Source organism: Vibrio sp. 1-Bac 57 (assembly GCF_037546855.1).
Taxonomy (GTDB): domain Bacteria; phylum Pseudomonadota; class Gammaproteobacteria; order Enterobacterales; family Psychromonadaceae; genus Psychromonas.
Map to the genome: position 1 here is coordinate 50,445 of NZ_JALAAC010000002.1, position 20,101 is coordinate 70,545.

17 protein-coding genes are annotated in these 20,101 nt (G+C 37.4%); 10 read left to right on the forward strand and 7 right to left on the reverse strand.

Annotated features, from left to right (window positions below; translation table 11 throughout):
- The first annotated feature begins 88 nt into the window (after nucleotides 1–88).
- Nucleotides 89–2,011 carry a transglycosylase SLT domain-containing protein gene (locus tag MT391_RS01535; protein WP_499496726.1) on the forward strand — a complete coding sequence of 641 codons (1,923 nt, stop codon included), beginning with the start codon at nucleotides 89–91 and terminating at the stop codon, nucleotides 2,009–2,011.
- 285 nt (nucleotides 2,012–2,296) lie between these two features.
- On the opposite strand, the gene MT391_RS01540 is transcribed toward MT391_RS01535, so the two are convergent.
- Both MT391_RS01540 and argR read right to left on the reverse strand, forming a co-directional pair.
- Entirely contained in the window at nucleotides 2,297–2,734 is a 438-nt protein-coding gene (locus tag MT391_RS01540; RefSeq protein ID WP_499496727.1) for a type IV pilin protein, read from the reverse strand.
- A gap of 223 nt (nucleotides 2,735–2,957) precedes the next feature.
- Entirely contained in the window at nucleotides 2,958–3,410 is a 453-nt protein-coding gene (gene argR, locus MT391_RS01545; RefSeq protein ID WP_028867378.1) for a transcriptional regulator ArgR, read from the reverse strand.
- Nucleotides 3,411–3,610: 200 nt separating this feature from the next.
- Between argR and MT391_RS01550 the strand changes: the two genes are divergently transcribed.
- The 4 genes from MT391_RS01550 (at nucleotide 3,611) to cysG (ending at nucleotide 7,736) form a co-directional block, all read left to right on the forward strand.
- A complete protein-coding gene (locus MT391_RS01550; protein WP_499439874.1) occupies nucleotides 3,611–4,381 on the forward strand; it encodes a transporter substrate-binding domain-containing protein in 771 nt (256 codons plus the stop codon).
- Between the two features lie 219 nt (nucleotides 4,382–4,600).
- Complete coding sequence (gene mdh, locus MT391_RS01555) at nucleotides 4,601–5,536, forward strand: malate dehydrogenase (protein WP_028867380.1); 936 nt, start codon at nucleotides 4,601–4,603, stop codon at nucleotides 5,534–5,536.
- 133 nt (nucleotides 5,537–5,669) lie between these two features.
- Entirely contained in the window at nucleotides 5,670–6,068 is a 399-nt protein-coding gene (locus MT391_RS01560; RefSeq protein ID WP_499496728.1) for a CBS domain-containing protein, read from the forward strand.
- A 249-nt stretch (nucleotides 6,069–6,317) separates the two neighbouring features.
- Entirely contained in the window at nucleotides 6,318–7,736 is a 1,419-nt protein-coding gene (gene cysG / locus MT391_RS01565) for a siroheme synthase CysG (RefSeq protein ID WP_499496729.1), read from the forward strand.
- Nucleotides 7,737–7,930: 194 nt separating this feature from the next.
- Here cysG and glgA read toward each other — a convergent pair whose 3' ends face one another.
- The 4 genes from glgA to rsmC form a co-directional block, all read right to left on the reverse strand.
- Nucleotides 7,931–9,403, reverse strand: coding sequence for a glycogen synthase GlgA (glgA, locus tag MT391_RS01570; protein ID WP_499439875.1), 1,473 nt, complete (start codon nucleotides 9,401–9,403; stop codon nucleotides 7,931–7,933).
- Between the two features lie 80 nt (nucleotides 9,404–9,483).
- Complete coding sequence (gene glgC, locus MT391_RS01575) at nucleotides 9,484–10,707, reverse strand: glucose-1-phosphate adenylyltransferase (protein WP_028867384.1); 1,224 nt, start codon at nucleotides 10,705–10,707, stop codon at nucleotides 9,484–9,486.
- A 55-nt stretch (nucleotides 10,708–10,762) separates the two neighbouring features.
- Nucleotides 10,763–12,001 carry a glucose-1-phosphate adenylyltransferase gene (gene glgC, locus MT391_RS01580; RefSeq protein ID WP_281170592.1) on the reverse strand — a complete coding sequence of 413 codons (1,239 nt, stop codon included), beginning with the start codon at nucleotides 11,999–12,001 and terminating at the stop codon, nucleotides 10,763–10,765.
- 118 nt (nucleotides 12,002–12,119) lie between these two features.
- Nucleotides 12,120–13,169 (reverse strand): 16S rRNA (guanine(1207)-N(2))-methyltransferase RsmC, encoded by a 1,050-nt coding sequence (gene rsmC / locus MT391_RS01585; protein WP_499496730.1) that lies wholly within the window; start codon nucleotides 13,167–13,169, stop codon nucleotides 12,120–12,122.
- A 225-nt stretch (nucleotides 13,170–13,394) separates the two neighbouring features.
- Here rsmC and MT391_RS01590 point away from each other — a divergent pair, with 225 nt between their 5' ends.
- Entirely contained in the window at nucleotides 13,395–15,308 is a 1,914-nt protein-coding gene (locus tag MT391_RS01590; RefSeq protein ID WP_499496731.1) for an EAL domain-containing protein, read from the forward strand.
- A 139-nt stretch (nucleotides 15,309–15,447) separates the two neighbouring features.
- Here MT391_RS01590 and MT391_RS01595 read toward each other — a convergent pair whose 3' ends face one another.
- On the reverse strand, nucleotides 15,448–16,425 hold the full coding sequence (locus MT391_RS01595; protein ID WP_499496732.1) for a 1-aminocyclopropane-1-carboxylate deaminase/D-cysteine desulfhydrase: 978 nt from the start codon (nucleotides 16,423–16,425) through the stop codon (nucleotides 15,448–15,450).
- Between the two features lie 168 nt (nucleotides 16,426–16,593).
- Between MT391_RS01595 and MT391_RS01600 the strand changes: the two genes are divergently transcribed.
- The 4 genes from MT391_RS01600 (at nucleotide 16,594) to MT391_RS01615 (ending at nucleotide 20,058) form a co-directional block, all read left to right on the forward strand.
- Nucleotides 16,594–16,926 carry a YnfA family protein gene (locus MT391_RS01600; protein WP_499496733.1) on the forward strand — a complete coding sequence of 111 codons (333 nt, stop codon included), beginning with the start codon at nucleotides 16,594–16,596 and terminating at the stop codon, nucleotides 16,924–16,926.
- 204 nt (nucleotides 16,927–17,130) lie between these two features.
- Nucleotides 17,131–17,502: an MmcQ/YjbR family DNA-binding protein gene (locus tag MT391_RS01605; protein WP_499496809.1), complete on the forward strand. Its 372-nt coding sequence runs from the start codon at nucleotides 17,131–17,133 to the stop codon at nucleotides 17,500–17,502.
- Between the two features lie 83 nt (nucleotides 17,503–17,585).
- Nucleotides 17,586–18,611: an IS630 family transposase gene (locus tag MT391_RS01610; protein WP_499496734.1), complete on the forward strand. Its 1,026-nt coding sequence runs from the start codon at nucleotides 17,586–17,588 to the stop codon at nucleotides 18,609–18,611.
- Nucleotides 18,612–18,987: 376 nt separating this feature from the next.
- Nucleotides 18,988–20,058: a TRAP transporter substrate-binding protein gene (locus MT391_RS01615; protein WP_037070790.1), complete on the forward strand. Its 1,071-nt coding sequence runs from the start codon at nucleotides 18,988–18,990 to the stop codon at nucleotides 20,056–20,058.
- Nucleotides 20,059–20,101 lie beyond the last annotated feature (43 nt).

The window sequence follows — 20,101 nt, forward strand, 5'->3', positions numbered from 1 at the left end:
AAAAAGATTGCTAAGTTCATATACAGCTGACTATGTGTAGATAAAATGTACACATAGTCAGCTCATTTATTGTTTCCATTGAGGTGTTATGAAAAAATTAATTTTAGGTTGTTTGTTGTTTTCTGCATCAAACTTCGCCAGCGCCCTAAGTTTAGATGTTCAGCGTAATATTTTTACTGATACCTTAGACTTACAAGAGAAAAAACAGTGGCAAAAAGCCAACCAGAATATTAATGATATTGCTGATTACCCGCTAGCTTATGTCGCCCAATACAATTATTTGAATGCGAATATGTCGACGGTCAGTGATGCCGATATTATAAACTTCATTAAAACGCATAAAGGCAAAGTGGTCAGTGATGATTTACAGCGCTCTTACCTTTTTTATTTAGCGAAACAAAAAAATTGGAAACAGTTTTTAACCGCTTACCCTAAAATGCCGAATAATCGCGTTTTAAAGTGTTATTACCTGCAAGCTTCTATTGCCACCGGACAAAGCGAAAAAGCATGGCCCGATGCACAAAAATATTGGTTATCTAGTACTTCATTACCGAATGCCTGTGATGATGTTTATGTTTATTATCAAGCGTACAAAAACTTGACACAAGAGGATATCTGGCAGCGATTTAACTTAGCTTTTGTTAAAAATAAACAAGGCTTGATGCGTTTTTTAACTGCAAGAATGGATAAAGACAAAGCTGCCTTAGCGACTCAATTATATGAACTACATAAAGATCCTAAAAGTTTATTAGACAGTGATCTTTTTGCTTCTCGAAAAGTCCAAAGTTATCGTTTTTTAGTGCCGAGTATTAAACGCCTAGCACGAAAAGACTTAGCTAAAGCGATGCTAGCTTATCAGCAGTTTGATAAAAAAATTGTATTTACCGCCACTGAAACCAATGCAATCAAAAAGCAATTTGCGACACTTATTGTACAGCGTGATAAAACTAACTATTTTTCTTGGTTAGACAAAGAGTTGCCGTCATTAAACAACGCGTCTTTAGTTGAGCAGCGTATCCGTTATGCGATTAAACGTAGTGACTGGAAAAATATAGGTTACTGGTTAAGTAAGTTACCAGATGAGAAACGTTATTCATCTGCATGGTTATATTGGCAAGCAAAAGTATTAGAGCAAGCCGGTGAAGCAGATAAAGCAAAGTCTATTTATGAAAAGGTGGCAAAAAATCGTAATTTTCATGGTTTTATGGCATCTCAAAAATTAGGTTTGAATTTTTCTCTTAATGCACAAACCATTGTTGAAGAGAAGGATAGTTTGAACTCTTTAGGTGGCGAACTGGCGGTGATTGATGAGTTATTGTTTCATCAATTGAGGATACAGGCTAAAAGGCAATGGCAACGCCTTTTAAATACACAAAACAAGAAGATTCAACAGAAGCTAGGATTATATGCCTATGATCAAGGCTGGGCACATTTATCCGTACTAGCGAGTATTAACTCTAAAAGTTGGAATGCACTAAATATTCGTTTCCCAACAGCAAAACCAGAAATATTTGTAAAAGCGGCTAACAAATATGATTTAGAAGATACCTATATTTATGCCATTACTCGTCGTGAAAGTAGTTTTGATGAATATGCAAAATCACCTGTTGGTGCAAGTGGTTATATGCAATTAATGCCTAAAACTGCAAAAGAAACGGCGCGTAAAATTGAGCTGACTGAATATAATGAAGTCTCACAACTCAACCAAGGTGCGCTCAACGTACAATTAGGTACGGCTTACTTTAATGGCTTGCTAACACGTTATGATGGCAACCGTGTGTTAGCAACCGCTGCCTATAATGCAGGCCCACACCGAGTTGATAGATGGGTAACGCCGGATAAGAAAAATGGCAATATTGGGATTGAAATAGATAGCTGGGTAGACACCATCCCTTATTATGAAACACGTGCCTATGTGCAAAGTGTTTTAGCCTATAACGTTATTTATCAACATGTATTAGGTAAACCATTGAAGTTTTTGAATCAGAAAGAATTTTTAGCTCGTTATTAATGATGACTTAAGAATAAATAGTTGGCCGTTAACTGCCGTTAGCTGTTAACAAGGTCATTAATAAATGTTCTGTAGAGAAAAAGCCTGCAGAACATTATTTACAGGAGCTATTTTTAAATATCTCTAAATAGTAGTTTCTAAGCCTGCCCATTTTAATATTACTTTTCTAGCATTACCTTCTAAAAATACTTCTGCTCCCTGCATATGTAGTACTACAGTGATTGGATTTATATTGTTCATAGTAGTTCACTTGATCTAGAAATTGAATTGAAGGCAGAAATGCTTTTAATTAATCCAGCAAACATTATTTTGCTGGTTACTATCGCTGGTTTTAGTGTTGCTCTGGTCTATATAAAGCGTTCTACAGTCGCTTTCGTCATTGATTTGACTACCTGTGGCTTTTGCTTCGGCTTTTAGCGTATAGGTGTGTGTAGCGGCGGACACAATACTAAAAGTATAGTATTGATTATTTGAAGGTAGACCCGCAGAGGATGCATTAGATATGTAGGTAGGATGAGTGATGCGAAAACTGCTTTGTTCTATTTGTGCTTTAATCAGTTCACTTTGAGCATCTGCTCGTCGTGTTTTTATAACAAATCCTTGATACGAGGGATAAGCGATAGCTGCTAATAGGCCCAAAATAGCAATCGCTATCAATAGTTCAATGAGTGTGAAAGCGGACTGCTTTTTTATTTTTAATTTTTTATTATTAACTATCAGCATAATCACCTACCTGTATAGGTTATCGCTAGCTCCCATATTTTTTATCAATTTTTTAGGGATTGAATAAATACTCTAAAAAACGAGGAAGTGGGGAGTATCTTCGCTCGTGATTTTTATCCATAACGATTTAAACTGAATTCGAGTTACTTATTACTTGGGTTATTACTGAGTTCCATATTGATAAAAGACCTAATTTCACTTTAAATCAATAGTGATGGTTGTTTTAATCAAATAGTTTGTGCACCACTGCCAATGTTTCTTCTATTTTTTGCGTATTACTTGGTGCAATGTAGATCGTATCATCGCCGGCTATCGTTCCTAGAATACCTTCAGCTTTGCTCATCGAGTCTAATAAACGTGCAATTAATTGTGCTGCGCCTGGACTAGTACGAATAACAATTAAACTGTCATTTCTGTCGATATCAACAACTAAGTTTTTAAGTGGGCTGGTGGTCGTCGGAATGCCCAGTTCTGCAGGTAAACAATATACCATTTCACCCGTTGCATTGCGTGTACGGACCGCGCCTGTCTTACTTAACATACGGGACACTTTAGATTGATTAATGTGAGTGAATCCAGCGCCGATCAATGCATCGACAATCTCACTTTGTGAGCTTAAATGTTCTTTTTTAAGCAAGCCTTTAAAGAAGTCCATTAGTTCAGAGGTCTGTCGCATTTGCTAATTCCATAATTGCATTATAATAAAAGCCATATCTTAATCTAAATGCACCGTAGGTTAATAGATTAAATGTCACTTTTTTTGCATATTTATTCGTTTTTGGCTAAACGGTTCTATTTACATTGAGAGTCTCTACTTTATTGCTGGTACTTCTGCTAAAATTTGCAATAAATTGCCAATATCAAGGATGATTCATTATGATCTCTGTTGCTCGCCTATTGGCGCTTATTATGTTTTTCTTTGCTACTGCAATAAGCGCTGAGATCATGCCTCAGATGCAGGTTAAATTTGCTACCGATAGTAATTACTATCCCTTTGAATATTTATCTAAAGATAAAGAGATCAAAGGCTTTGATATTGATATTGCTAAAGCAATTTGCCACGAAGTTAATTTGCAATGCACTTTTGAACATCACCGCTTTGATGGTTTACTATTAACGTTACCTTTTGGTAGATATGATGCCGTTATTGCCGCGTTAGACATTACTGCTGAACGTTTAAAAACCGTCGACTTTAGTGATAGTTATTATAAAGTGCCTCCGGTTTTTATTAGTAAAGAACCGTTGCAAGGGCAGTTTTCACTCTCCGGAAAATTCATCGGCGTACAGGCTAATACTTCAAATCAAAATTACTTGATTAAATACGCGAGAGACAATAGTTACATCGTGCCTTATTTTTCATCTCAAGCTGCATTCGAAGATTTAAAACTACAACGAATAGATGCCGTTTTTGCAGACTTTGCTGTAGTTAATGATTTTTTAAGTAAACAACTTTCAAGCCAACAACTGACAGGCGACTCATTAGTAATTAGCCGCACTGAAGAAGTCTTTATTAAAGAGTTTTCTGAAGGTTACGGTATTGCGGTAAAAAAAGGTAATGATCTGTTACGTGAACGTTTAAATACAGGATTAAAGCTCATAGTTGAGAATGGTACTTATGCCAAAATTTATCAGCAATATTTTCCATAATTAATTTTTAAAGTCCTAATATCAGCATTTTATAGAAAATAAAAGACCTTTCTTTTTTACATTGCTCACAATTACTTAACATATTTCACACTTGCGTATTTATTCACTTTAGAATGACAAGGCTAATCTTATTTCTATTATCATTAGAAATGCAAAATAAAGCATTTTGTTTGGTGATGGCTATACATACTTAAACATTTTATTTCACTGGAGAAAAATATGAAAGTTGCTGTTCTTGGTGCTGCAGGTGGTATCGGTCAAGCGTTGTCATTATTATTAAAAACTCAACTACCAGCTGGTTCTGAGCTAGCATTATACGATGTTGCTCCTGTTGTTCCTGGTGTAGCGGTTGATTTATCACATATCCCAACAGCAGTTAAAGTTGAAGGTTTTGGTGTTGACGCGTTAGGCGCTGCATTAACGGGTGCTGATATTGTAATTATTCCAGCGGGCATGCCACGTAAGCCAGGTATGGACCGTGCTGATTTATTTGCAGTGAATGCTGGTATTATCAAAACGTTAGCTGAAGGCATTGTTGCTAACTGTCCTAAAGCATTAGTTGGTGTTATCACTAACCCTGTAAATGGCACTGTTCCAATCGTTGCTGAAGTTTTCAAAAAAGCAGGTGTTTACGATAAAAACCGTATATTTGGTGTAACAACACTTGATGTTATTCGTAGTGAAGCATTTGTTGCTGAACTTAAAGGACTAAACGTTGCTGAAGTTAAAGTTCCAGTAATTGGTGGTCACTCAGGTACAACTATTTTACCACTTCTTTCTCAAGTTGAAGGTGTGACGTTCTCTGAAGAAGAAGTTGCTGCATTAACACCACGTATTCAGAATGCGGGTACTGAAGTTGTAAATGCTAAAGCTGGTGGCGGTTCTGCTACTTTATCTATGGGTGCTGCTGCCGCTCGTTTTTGTTTATCTTTAGTTAAAGGTTTACAAGGCGAAGACGTTGTAGATTACGCATACGTTGATATTGACGGCGGCGATGCTCCTTACTTCGCTCACCCGGTACGTTTAGGTGTTAACGGTGTCGTTGAAATTTTATCGTACGGTAAATTATCAGCTTTTGAAGAAAAAGCGAAAAACGATATGTTAGAAACACTTAACAAAGATATCCAAGAAGGTGTTGATTTTATAAACGGCTAATCTTTTTTTAGTTTTTTATACAATATTATTAATAAGGTCAGCGATGCTGGCCTTTTTTGTGCCTATAATTACTTAAGCTTGTAATTGCTTATTAATAGTTACTTAATGAATTAATTTTTAAAAGGATCGCTATATGAAAGTTGCAGAAGCAATGACCGCTCGCGTAGTGACAATCGAAATGGATGATCGTATTCCTGCGATCCAAGAAATATTATCCCAACTAGGGTCTCATCACTTATTGGTAGTTGAAGAGGGGAAATTGTGTGGTGTTATATCTGACCGTGATATTTTGCGAATACTCAGCCCCTATTTGTATACAGAATCAGAGTTAGTACGTGATACTGAAACGATGCAACGTCGCGCTCACCAAGTGATGACGCGCAGTCCTATTACTGTTTCTCCAAAAGTGTCAGTTAAAGAAGCGCTGGCATTGATGTTAACCCATGATATTAGTTGTTTACCGGTACTTGAAGGCGATAATATTGAAGGGATATTTACTATTCACGATGGTGTTCGCGCACTGATCAAATAATAATTGGGCGTCAATATAAAAACTTACAGCCCTGACTAATAATAACCCCTTAGTTAGGGCTGCTTTATTAGTTTCCTCAGCTAGATTGTGACGATATTTTATAATAACAGTATTCACTACAGAGTTAATTTGATGGTGTAGTCTCTTGGTATATACATAAACGTCATAAATAATGTGCTTTAAATATTTTATATTGTATGAATTATTCTTTATAGTGTGTGTATTGACTAATTACCCCCTGAGATTTACATGGATTATCTCCCTATTTTTACCAAACTTAATAACCGTCATTGCCTTGTTGTAGGTGGTGGTGATATTGCTGCGCGTAAAGTTCACTTATTATTAAAAGCTAATGCTTCTATTACCGTTTGTGCACCGGAAATCTGTGACTCATTATTAGAAAAAGCTAAAAATAATCAGTTAACGGTTATCAAAGAAGTTTTTTATGATGAGCTTATCACTGATAAATGGTTAGTTATTGCTGCTACTAATCAGCATCATGTGAATGAACATATTGCACAACTCGCTGAGCAAAAACAGATTTTAGTGAATGTAGTCGATGAACCTAATTTATGTAGCTTCATTATGCCGTCTATTGTTGATCGCTCACCTATTGTTGTGGCCATTTCTAGCGGTGGTAAAGCGCCTGTATTAGCACGTTTAATACGCGAACGTTTAGAAGCTTTATTACCCATGCATATTGGCCGTCTAGCAAAGATCTCAGGGGATTTTAGACACCGAGTGAAGCAAGTGATCACCAAAGAGTCTTTACGTCGCCGTTATTGGGAAAAGCTGTTTGGTAATGGAGATTTAGCTAGCTTATTACAAAAAGGCCAAATGGAAAAAGCACAACAGTTGATGGAAGACAACCTCACTGAAGAAGTCGCGCAGGGCGACGTGGCTTTAGTTGGTGCAGGGCCAGGCGATCCTTCATTGCTAACGCTTAAAGCATTACAGTTAATGCAGCAAGCGGATGTGGTGCTCTACGATCGATTAGTTTCAAAAGAAATTCTTGATTTAGTACGCCGCGATGCGGATTTAATTTCCGTGGGTAAAGCGGCAGGTAAGCATGAAGTTGAACAGTCTCGCACTAATCAAATGTTAGTGGAACTTGCACAGCAGGGTAAAAAAGTAGTGCGCTTGAAAGGCGGTGACTCTTTTATCTTTGGGCGTGGTGGTGAAGAGTTAGAAGAACTAGTAGAAGCAGGTGTAGCTTTTCAAGTTGTTCCTGGTATTACCTCTGCCTCTGGTTGTAGTGCCTATGCCGGGATCCCTTTAACTCACCGTGATTACGCGCAATCGGTGACGTTTGTAACAGGGCATAGAAAGAAAGATGGACAAGCATTAGACTGGAAAGCACTAGCTATTCCGCACCAAACATTAGTTGTGTATATGGGGCTATTACAAGCGCAAGAAATTCAAACTAATTTGTTAGTGAATGGTCGCGATGCTAATACACCGGTTGCATTAATTAACAAAGGAACCAGTAGTGAGCAGCAAGTGATCACAGGGACGTTATCTGAGCTCTCTAAGCTCGGTGGCGGACTTGAAGGGCCGACATTAATGATTATAGGTGAAGTGGTTGAGCTGTCTTCTAAGTTAGCTTGGTTTAATCCAGAAAAAAGTAAAAAGTTATCCCGAGACCCTTTTTTAGTTGATTTGTCATAAACAGCTATTTAATCTGCTAAAAATTGCTGAGCTAATCGTTTACTGATACCCATAAAAAAGCCTGATTCAATATCAGGCTTTTTATTATTTACAGTTTACTCTTTCAACAATAATGCTTTTTTATACTCTTTTCAGTAACAGTAACAGTAACAGTAACAGTAACTTACTTTACTCATCTGTTCTGTTGACTTATTTTACCAATGCTGGTGTAAGTGTAATGCTCGTTGATATAAGCGTTCATAATGTTTCGCTGAATCTGACCAGTAAAAATGCGATTGCATTGCCTGTGTTTTTAAACGCAACATCTCTTCAGGGTGCTCAATATAAAGCAGTATCACACGGCGTAACAGATTTAATAATTGATCTGGGTTGGCATCATAAAACATAAAACCATTTGCATGTTCTGAATCTTGGTCATAATCAACAACGGTATCTTTTAAACCTCCAACTGCACGTACTATAGGTAAAGTACCGTAGGCTAAACTGTATAATTGGTTTAAACCACAAGGTTCGAATATAGATGGCATTAAAAAGAAATCTGCTCCAGCTTCAACCAGGTGTGACAATTTATTACTGTAAGTATTAACAAACTTAAACTTATCTGAATAATGTTCAGATAAGGCGGTTAAATGGCCTGTAATAGCTGGGTCACCAGAACCAATAATGATCAGCTGCACATTATGTTTTAAAAAACGCTCTAAAATTGGCAGAATTAAACCAAAACCTTTTTGATCCGTTAAGCGACAAACCATACCAAAAATAGGCAAATCAGCTACTTCAAGACCGACTTCTTGTTGTAATGCTTGCTTACATTTTTCTTTCCCAGATAAATCTTCATGGTTAAAGTTAAATGGAATTAGGTTATCTGTTTCAGGACTCCAATCATTATAATCACAGCCGTTTAAAATTCCTTCAAAGTCATGGATACGTTCAATAAAGTGATGTGACATACCATGGGAGCCTAAAGGTGTTAATAGTTCACTCGCATAATTAGGGCTAACGGTATTTACTTTGTCTGCATAAATAACGCCGACTTTTAGGTAGTTAATATAACTGAAGTTTTCTAAAACGCGTTCATCCATACATGAGCTAACTTCTGGGATCAGGTTTAATTGTGACTTTTCAAATATACCTTGGTATGCAGAGTTATGGCTGGTCAGCACAGTCTTGGTGTGTGCAAAATGAGAATGGTCATGGAAACGTGTTTTTAATAGGTAAGGTACTAAACCTGTATGCCAATCATTACAGTGAATGATATCAGGAGAGAAGCCTTCAGCTAATGAAGTTAATAGCGATGCTAAGCTGAAAAATGCAAAACGTTCTCCATTATCTTGGTATGCATTATTTTCTTCACCGTAAAAGCCTGCACGGTCAAAATAATGTGCATTATCAATGGCTAAAACTTTAATCCCATCCAGTGATAACTCTTTTACTGTGAACTGTACGTCTGGTCGAGAAGAGTCTGTGTGCAAGGTTAATTGATGCACTTGTTGAGCATGTTCGCGGTGTTCAATGGTGCGATAAAATGGTGTAATAATAACCACTTCATGGCCTAAATTGCGAAGTTCAAGCGGTAATGCTTTTGCTACGTCTGCAAGGCCACCTGTTTTAGAAAAACCTTCAACTTCAGACGAAATAAATAAAATTTTTAATTTTTGAGAATCCACTGGGACCTCCTTTGGTATAGGCCATGGATAGCAATAAAAAAGCCACCAGAAATAGTGGCTTTTTAAATCATTGTACTGGTTTAAAAACCGATTCTAGATCCTTTCGGAATAACTACAATACCTTCGTCAGAAACGGTAAAGCGTTTTTTATCATCCTCTAGATTAACACCAATTTCTATTCCATCGGCAATTCTTACGTCTTTATCAATAATTGTTTTGGTAATAACGCAATTTTTACCGATTTTAGTATCACCTAATAATACTGATTGATAAATATCCGTACCTTGACCAACAAAACAGTTAAAACCAAGAACTGATTTTCTGACCGTTGCACCAACAATTAGTGCACCATCGGAAATCAATGAGCGGCGAATACTACAGGTGATATCGCCATCATTTTGGAAATTAGCTGCTGGAAGTGGTGGATAATGTGTATGCATTGGCCACGCTCTATTGTAAAAAGAGATAGGCGGTACGGATTTAATCAAATCCATATTCGCTTCCCAGTATGACTCAATCGTACCCACATCACGCCAGTAAGCTTCCCCTTCTTCATTGGGGATTTTATTAGTTGTAAAGTCATACACAAAAACTTTACCGCTTGGCATTAAATAAGGAATGATATCTTTTCCAAAGTCATGACTTGATTCATCATCTGCTGCATCGCGGATCAATTCATTTTGCAACTCTGCAGATTTAAAAACGTAGTTACCCATTGATGCCAGTACATGGTCTGGGTCGCCAGGGATCGTTTTGGCATCTTCTACAGTTGGTTTTTCTGCAAAACCTATCATACGACCTTCTTCATCGACTTCGATAATACCAAAGTGATAAGCCTGTTCTTTAGGTAGGCGGATCGCGGATACGGTTAATATTGCATCTTTTTGTTTATGAAATTCAAGTTTTTGGCGGATATCCATCTTGTAGATATGGTCACTACCGAATATACAAATGGTATCTGCATCATCTGATTGGATAAATTGTAAGTTTTGATAAATTGCATCAGCTGTACCGCTGTACCAATGCTTACCCTTACGCATTTGCGCAGGAATTGCATCGATAAAAGTGTCAGTAAAGCTGTTTACTTCCCAAGCTTCACGAAGATGATCGTTCAAAGATTGAGATTTAAATTGAGTCAGTACGTAAATACGTAATAAGTCAGAATTTACAAAATTATTAAGTACACAGTCAATTAGACGGTAACTTCCTCCAAAAGGCACAGATGGTTTGGTGCGCGATTGGGTTAAGGGGTACAGGCGTGAACCTTCACCACCTGCTAAAATCATCGAGAGAACTTTTGCCATGAGAAAACCTCATCTAAGTAATATAAAAAATAGTCATTTGTAATCCTATGCCAGTTTAATCAAAACCCACACGGCTACCTTTTGCAATCACAACAATGCCTTTTTCAGAGACAGTAAAGTGCTTGCGATCCTCTTCTAAATTTTCACCAATCACCATGCCAGGAGCTATTTCTACATTCTTATCTAGTATTACATTAGTGAGGCGTGCACCACTACCAACTTTAGCGTTACCTAGGAAAACACAGCCTTTGATTTCTGCATTGGTACATAAATGTGTTCTGAAACCTAAAATAGAATTTTCGATAGTTGCACCATTAATATACGAACCAGCTCCAAGGTGGGATTTAGAAACGTGACTTACTGAGTCACCTTGATCTCGGAATGTTGCTGGTGGTAACGGTGGATGGTAAGTGTGTAAAGGCCAATGCTTGTTATACAAAGAAATAGGTTGATTGTCGCTTAATAAGTCCATGTGCGCTTCCCAATAGGAATCGATGGTACCTACATCACGCCAATATGCATGCTCTGGTTCACCTGGTATTTTATTTTTACTAAAATCATACACAAAAACTTTACCCTGAGGGAATAGTTTAGGAATAATGTCTTTACCAAAATCATGACTAGAGTCTTCTATTGCAGCATCTTTTTCAAGTTCTTCCACTAGTGTGTCGGCTTTGAAAATGTAGTTACCCATTGAAGCTAATACATGGTCAGGGTCTCCAGGAATTGTTTTTGCATCTTCAACAGAAGGTTTTTCTGCAAATCCAATCATATGGCCTGCTTCATCAATCTCGATGATACCAAAATGGAAAGCTTGTTCTTTTTGCACTCGAATTGCTGCAACTGTTAAGTCTCCTCCCATTTCTTTATGGTAATCAACCATTTGTTGCACATCCATTTTATAGATATGGTCACTACCAAAGATACAAACATGTTCTGCTTCATTTTTGGTGATAAAACGAGAGTTTTGATAGATGGCATCTGCGGTACCTGAATACCAGTTTTTGCTTACACGTTGCTGAGCGGGTATTGCTTCAATAAAACGATCTGAAATACTGGAAAGTCGCCAAGCTCGGCGTAGATGAATATTCAGAGATTGAGATTTGAATTGGGTTAGAACGTAAATTTTCATTAAATCTGCATTTACGAAATTATTTAATGCAAAATCTACTAATCGATAATTGCCGCCAAAAGGCACGGCGGGTTTGGTTCTGTTCTGAGTTAATGGGAAAAGCCGAGAGCCTTCACCCCCAGCAAGAATCATAGCCAAAATACCAGCCATAAAAGCCTCCACATATTTTGTATAATAAAAAGCTATGCCAATACGGCGATAGCGCCTGTCCAATTATTTAATAATTTCAACTTTCCGACATTAGCAATAAAAACAAAGTTATGAAATGCCTGCTTGATGATTATTTGAGACAGCTCAATACTTTAAATTTATTGTTTTGGGCATTTTCAATGAATTTTTTATAAGTAAGGGTTAAAAGTGGCTCATAGCGTAGGAATTTATTAGCAACAATAGTCAATTTTCCTTTCTTTTTCAAAAATTTAATTGACTGATTTATAAATGTTTCTGCTGCGTCATAGTTCGTTTTTTGACCAGAATGAAAGGGAGGGTTCGAAAGCAATACATCATATTCTTTGCTTACGTTGGAAAAAACATCCGATGCAAACACTTTCGCGTGTAAATTATTTTTTTCTAGGGTCAATTTAGCACTAGCAAGTGCGTAAACGTTAACATCAATTAAATCTAAGCTTAGTTTGGGATGCTTTTTAAGCAGGTAGCAAGAGAGTACGCCTGCACCACAACCAAAGTCTAAGCCGTCTCCACTTAATTGATCGGGCAAATTATTGAGTAACAGTTCACTACCTTTATCTAATTCACCAAAACTAAATACGCCAGGTAATGAGCGAATGGTAAGAGAGACATCATTAATATTAAGCTGGTAATCTTTTATCCATTGTTGTTGGTCAAAAGTAGCGACGGGTTTAGTTAGCTGCGCATAAATAATGCTGCAATGACGAGCAGAGTCAATGGCGTTGCTATTTTCAGCATAGGGAGTCAACAGAGACGCGACACTTTTTATCCCACACTTTTTCTCTCCAACTAATACAATATCCGCATTTTGCTTTAGGTGAGGAGTCAGGTTTGCCAGTAAATATTCAATTTCTGTTTTTGCTTTAGGGATATAAATCAATAATAGATCGAACTTCTCTTGATCATCTCTGCCTTTATAGTCTGCGGTAAAGTGAACTTCAGAAGATCCTAGTTGGCCTTCTAATTGATGATAATAACGATAATCGTTAAAACAAAAACAACTTGATGATGCTATTGTTTGTAAATGAATGGGGTAATTATCATCAATGTTACCTGTCACTAAAATAGACTTTCCGGAAAATAAAGATTCATTACGCTGTAAAACTTGACTTGGATTTGAATAAATTTGATTAGAGGCCATATAAAAGTCCTATTACAGCTTGTGATTAAAAGTTTGAATGATCATATATCCACGCTACTTCGACCTTACAGCTGGTAATGTATTTGAGCTGTAAGGGTATATATACCTAAAATGCATAAACATGGGCGTTTAAGTCATTAGGTTATAGAGTCTGAGGGCAGTATTATAAGGGTATTTTAACGATTACTCACCTAATCATGGAAAATAGTTTGTCACAGGGATGTTATGAAGTTTACTAATAAATTTACGTTTATTACGAGTGCTATCGTGTTGACTTGTATTGCGTTGGTACTGGCAGGCGGTATGGTTAGTTTACGTGCTTTGTCCTTGAAGTATCATCAGCAACGTATTGATAGCATTATTCAAGTTATTGAGAAGCAAGTAGCGAAGCAAACTACTATCACTCAATTTGATCACTGGTTACCTGATGTGCTGGATGCCTCGGGAGTGGTTCGTTTACGTGTTGAGCGGGATCAGCAAATTGTTTATCAAAATTATTATGAAGGGCGACGCTATTTTCCTTCTCGATTATTATTACGCTATGACTATGATCTAAAGTATTACCCCGGTGTTCGAGTAATAATACACACTCGACAGCCTTTTTCTGATCTCAAATTTACCTTTTGGCCATTATTAGGGATCACCTCAGCAGTTATTTTATGCCTTAGCTTATTATGGTTTGCCATTCGTTGGATGCGACGTTCTTTTTATGGTGCCGAGCTATTAGAACGCCGCGCTCGTTATCTATTACAAAATAATCCCACCGCTCGTTTTGCACAAAAAGGTGAGTGGCCAAAAGCTGCGAGTAAAGCTTTGGATGTACTATCTGAGCGATTAGAGAACAGCCGTAAAGAGCGAAGTATCTTTGATACACATATTCGCGGAAAAGTATTCTTAGATGAAGATACCGGTTTAGGTAATCGCTTAGCCTTTGAAAATAGGTTAGATGCAGTAGCGATGGATGAAAATTTTTTAGCTAGCACCTTAATGTTAATTAGTTTGACTGAGTTAAGTGCAGTTAAACACCAGTTTGGTGCCGCTGAAGGTGAAAAAATCATTCAGCAGGTTGTTGATTTATTGCACCACTTTTGTGGCCGTTACGACGATAGTTTTTATGGCAGGGTTCAGAAGTCAGAGTTTGTGATCCTATTGCCACAGATGTCCTACCAGGAAACCAAAATAGCTGCTAAACAGTTAGCTAAACTGTTGTCTCAACTACTCCTGCCTGATGCCACTTGGACTGATAATTTCTATCACGTCGGTGTAGTTAATTTTCCTTTTGGTGCTAAAACTATGCATATTATCGATGATGTTAATCAATCATTATTAGTCGCAGAACATCAGAAAATCAGTGGTTGGCACTTGTCAGAGGAAGATAAAAATCAAGCGGTCATAGTCAAAGGAACAGTGCGTTGGCGTGCATTATTAACAGATATTTTAGATAGACAAGCGCTGTTAATGTATCGACAACATCTTATGCATCGCGATGCCATGAGTATTTTATATTGCGAGTTGTGGCCGCGTATTATTGGATACCAAAAAGAAATTATTGCCGCCGGTACTTTTATGCCAATGGCTGAAAAGTGTGGTTTAAGTGATCAAATAGACAAACAAATGCTAGAAAAAGTATTGGCGTTGTTAGTGATGCGTGGTGAGTTGTCTAAGCCTATTGCTGTTAATTTAGGTGCTCATCTGCTGATGAATAAAAAAAATCATCAATGGTTTATGTTCGAGTTAATGCAACAGACTCGACAAATTCGCCATAATTTAGTGATTGAAGTGTCAGAGCATTTGATCGATAAAGATTATTTTGCACTTCGTTCAGCCTTAATTGCTTTACAAAAAGTGGGTTGTAAGATTGCGGTGGACAATGTTGGTAAGTCAGTGGTCAATACCTCCTATATACTGGATTTTAATATTGATTACTTAAAATTACACGCCAGTTTAATCCGTGATATTCATAATCGTAAAACTAATCAAATAGCAGTACAAAGCTTAATGGCTAGTTGCTTGAATAGTCATGCGAAAGTGATTGCTGTTGGTGTGGAAAGTAAAGAAGAGTGGGAATGTCTGTTGCGACTGGGTATTTATGCCGCGCAAGGGTCGTTATTTTCGACTCCTCAGGCAATGAGTATTTAGCACTGCTGTTATGCATATAGCGTTGCTACTAAGCTGATAGCTCTTTTACTAATCCGCTTGCATTGTTACCAAGCAGGCAGCTTTTTTATAACGTTGATGACTCTTTTTCTGATCCGAGAATCAATAAGCACAGCAACGTTTAAAATTTTTGTTGTGCTTTTAACCCTGCTAGTCCTTGTAACCCTGCTAGTCCTTGTAACCCTGCTAGTCCTTGTAACCCTCCGGTATGAACGGCCACTATATGCGTTCCAACAGGAAAAAAACCTTGTTCAATTAATTGCCATAGTGCATAAAACATTTTCCCCGTATAGATAGGTTCTATCGGGATTGTTGTTTGTTGTGTAAATTGATGGCAAAAATTCGCTAAGGATGACGATATCTTGCCGTAGCCTCCTTCATGAAAGTCAGTATGTAAATGCCAATTTAACGCGTTTGCTTGAGGTACAAAGTGGGTGACAGTGTTACTTAAATAGTGTGCATTTTTAAGTACTGCAATGCCATGAACTTGTGTTTCGGGAGAGTATTTTAATGTGCCGCTGATTAAACCTGCCAAAGTGCCGGCGCTGCCTGTCGCGGTAAAAACATGATCTATAGGTTGCTCAGATTGCTGCGCTAATTCTATGCATATCTCTTCTACACCGGGAAGGGCTAAATCGTTACTACCACCTTCAGGGATAATATAAGCATCGCTATATTGTGATTGTATTGTTTGTAAATATTCAGCCTGCTCTTTTAAACGGTAGGTTTTTCTATCCACAAATTGTAGCTGCATGCCCCATTGCTGAGCTTGTGACAGTGTAGGGTTAGCTGCATAGTGCGCTTCGCCTCTAATGATGCCGGTGGTCTTTACATTGAAGTGTTTACCCGCTGCTGCCAGAGCATGAATATGGTTAGAAAATGCCCCTCCGAAGCTAAGTATATGTTGCTGATGGTTTTTTTCTGCGTGCAATAGGTTATATTTTAGTTTTCTCCATTTGTTGCCGGATATCTCTGAATGCAATAAATCATCTCGTTTTATTGAGAGCCTTACTCCGTGAGCCGTGAGGAAAGGGAGATTGATTGATTGCAAAGGGCTAGGAGGCAGTTGCTGATATATACTGCTTTCTGTGAATCTCATTTACTTTATTACCTATAACGGAAAATGACAGTTTTTTGTATCTTATACGAGTTAAATTTATCATGATATGCATGGTTGAGCGCTTAATTAACTGATCTGATTGTGAAGATGCTTAATTTTTTCTTTTCTGTATTTTCTTTACACCTTCCCTACACTTTGAGGAATACCATGTTTGAATTAAAAACAATTGCGCTTTTTGTGTTGACTGCGATTGCTGAAATTGTAGGTTGTTATTTGCCTTATCTTTGGTTAAAACAGGATAAAAGTATTCTATTATTGTTGCCTGCAGCTTGTAGCCTTGCACTTTTTGCTTGGTTGCTTACTTTGCACCCAGCAGCTTCAGGGCGTGTCTATGCCGCTTATGGTGGCGTTTATATTTTTGTCGCAATAGTCTGGTTATGGGCGGTCGATGGAGTGAAACCAACAGTCTGGGATATGGTGGGGGCTTCAGTCGCATTAACGGGAATGGCTATTATTATGTTTGCACCTAGAGGGACTTAATATTTAGTTGTACATTTATGTGATGATTAGCTACTTGCTGCTCTATTATTGGGTGCTTTAGTTGTTTATTAATAGTGCGGAGTAAGATCTTATTAAAAATACGAGGACAAGATCGCATTAAAATGATATCGAGTGCGTTTAAATTACAGAGCAATATTAACCAGCGACGATCAATATTAACCAGTAACGATAAGGCATTTTATTATTAATTATAAACAGTTTAATCAATTTTGTGCTTCGTTACCTGCTACCACTTATGTTCAACAGTGGGGCGGCTCACATGTCTGGAAAGTAGGTGGAAAAGTCTTTGCGATTGGCGGCTGGGGAAAAGATAAAATACCGGCTTTCACTTTTAAAACATCAATATTGAATTTTGGATTTCTAAGTGAAGTTGATGGCTATAAACCAGCTCCTTATTTCGCTAGTCGAGGTATGAAGTGGATCCAGCTATATGATGGTGATGCAGCAAAAGATCAAGATTTACATTATTACCTAGGTGAGTCGTATCGATTAGTGTCATTGGGTTTAACTAAAATAAAACAGAAGCAATTAGGCTTAAACCAAGAAACACAATAAGTCATAGTTGCTTACACTTTCATTTATACCCGTGATCAATGAAGATGCTTGATTTTTTGTCTAATGAGGATCATGCTACCTCAATGCAAAAAATCAACCTCACTTCCGACCAGAAACATAAATTAATGCAGTTGCATCACTCTACCCGTGACAAGCGAGTTTGTGACCGCATTAAAGCAATTATTCACTATTCAAATGGTTGGTCTACTCGTCAGATTGCAGAAGCGCTGCTTATCCACGACACAAGCGTTACTCGACATATTAATGAGTATCTTGCGACTGGCAAACTAAAGCCTGAAAATGGTGGTTCTGCAGGTTATTTATCCGTTGCTCAAACAGAAACCTTAATACTACATTTATCACAAAATACTTACCGATATTCTTATCAAATCATTGATTACATTTTTGAAAGCTGGGGTATCTCATTCAGTATTTCTGGATTGAATAAATGGTTACATCAACATAAATTTAGTTATAAATACCCTAAAGGTGTCCCTCATAAATTTGATGAAGCAAAACAAGCTGAATTTATTGAGTATTACAATCACCTTAAAGCAAACGTAGGTAAGGAGCCTATTTTATTCATGGATGCGATGCATCCAACTCAAGCTACTAAAGTAGCATGCGGCTGGATAAAAACAGGCCATGATAAAAGTATTGAAACCACAGGAAGCCGAACGCGACTAAACATTATTGGCGCAATAAATCTGAACCAAATTGGTTCCGCTATTGTTAAACGTTATGACAAAGTGAACGGTGAATATATTAATTTTTTCTTAGAGGAATTGAGAGCACAGCATTCGCCTGAACTCAGCATTCATCTAGTACTAGATGGTGCCGCTTATCATCGTTCAAATATAGTTAAAAACAAAGCAAAAGAGCTTAATATTCAGCTGCACTATTTACCTCCCTATAGTCCTAATTTAAATCCAATAGAACGGCTTTGGAAAGTCATGAACGAACATGTGAGAAATAATAAATATTTCTCTACAGCCAAAGAGTTTCGAGAACAAATCGATGATTTTTTCGAAAATAAGCTCCCTGAAATAGGAGGCTCCTTATCGAGTCGAATTAATGACAACTTTCAGAAGCTAGCATCTGCATCTTGAAGTGGGATGGGTATATACTATTGCTAAGTGTCTGATTCATTTAACCAGTTAAAATAATGCACTGCCTCAATATTGTCTCCTTACGTCTTTATTTTAATTTCAACCTCATTCCTTACTCTAATACATTATCTTTGTTCTTTTTCTAACGTAATAGCTTCTTTTTTATTGCGCGATCCCTCTTTAATGAGCAAAAAATAGATCCTCGTGTGATATGAGCAACAAATTGTTAATTAAAGAGATTCATATTTTTTAGTGCAATGGCACCCTGTTAACAAATAGGTAACATTTAGTTTAATGAAGCTTAATAAATTTACATATTTTTATTGGATTGCTGAATAAGCAATAATTTCAATTCTAACCTTACATGGAGTTAATAATGCTGAAGACTTTTTATAAAAGTACCTTAATCGCGGCTGTTGTCATGGTGACAAGTGCTAATGCTTTTGCAGCAGATAAAGTATATCGATTGAAACTTGCTGAATCCTGGGGACCTAATTTCCCTGTTTTTGGCGATTCAGTTAAAAATATGGTGAAAATGGCTGAAGAAATGTCCAATGGCCGTTTAAAAATTCGCGTTGACTCTGCTAATAAGCATAAATCAGCATTTGGTGTTTTTGATATGGTTAAAAGTGGTCAATATGACATGGGCCACTCAGCAAGTTATTACTATAAAGGTAAAGTGCCAAACACACTATATTTCACTACTATGCCCTTTGGTATGACTGCGATGGAGCAACATGCTTGGTTCCAATACGGTGGTGGCCAAGAGTTAATGGATCAAGTTTATGGCGATCATAATCTAATGGCTTTCCCTGGCGGTAATACAGGGGTGCAAATGGGAGGTTGGTTCCGTAAAGAAATTAATAGCCTCGACGATCTACAAAACTTAAAAATGCGTATTCCTGGTTTTGCGGGTGAAGTACTGGCTAAATTAGGCGCGACTCCAGTTAATATACCACCTGGTGAGTTATATACATCATTAGAGCGTAATACTATTGATGCGTTAGAGTGGGTAGGTCCATCACTTGATTTACGTATGGGTTTCCATAAAATTGCACCGTTTTATTACATGGGGTGGCATGAGCCAGCAACTGAGTTGATGTTTATTATCAATAAAAAGAAAATGGCTTCATTACCTGCAGACTTACAAGCAATCTTAGAAGTTGCAATGCGTAAAGCAGCTTATGATATGTATGTTCAATCATACGCTTTAAGCGCTGAAAACTGGGAAAAAATGACTTCTGAATTCCCTAACATTCAAGTTAAAACTTTCCCACCTGCGGTATTAAGTGCGATTAAAAATGCCAATGATGAGATCCTTGCTGAAAAAGCAAGTGGCGATGAAATGGCTGCTAAAATCATTAAATCACAGCAGGATTATCTAAAATTAGTGCGTGTGTGGACTGATATCTCTGAGTACGGTTACATTAAGAGTACCAAAGAATAACCGTTACACTCCTCATTAAGGCTACTTTATGTAGCCTTTTTTT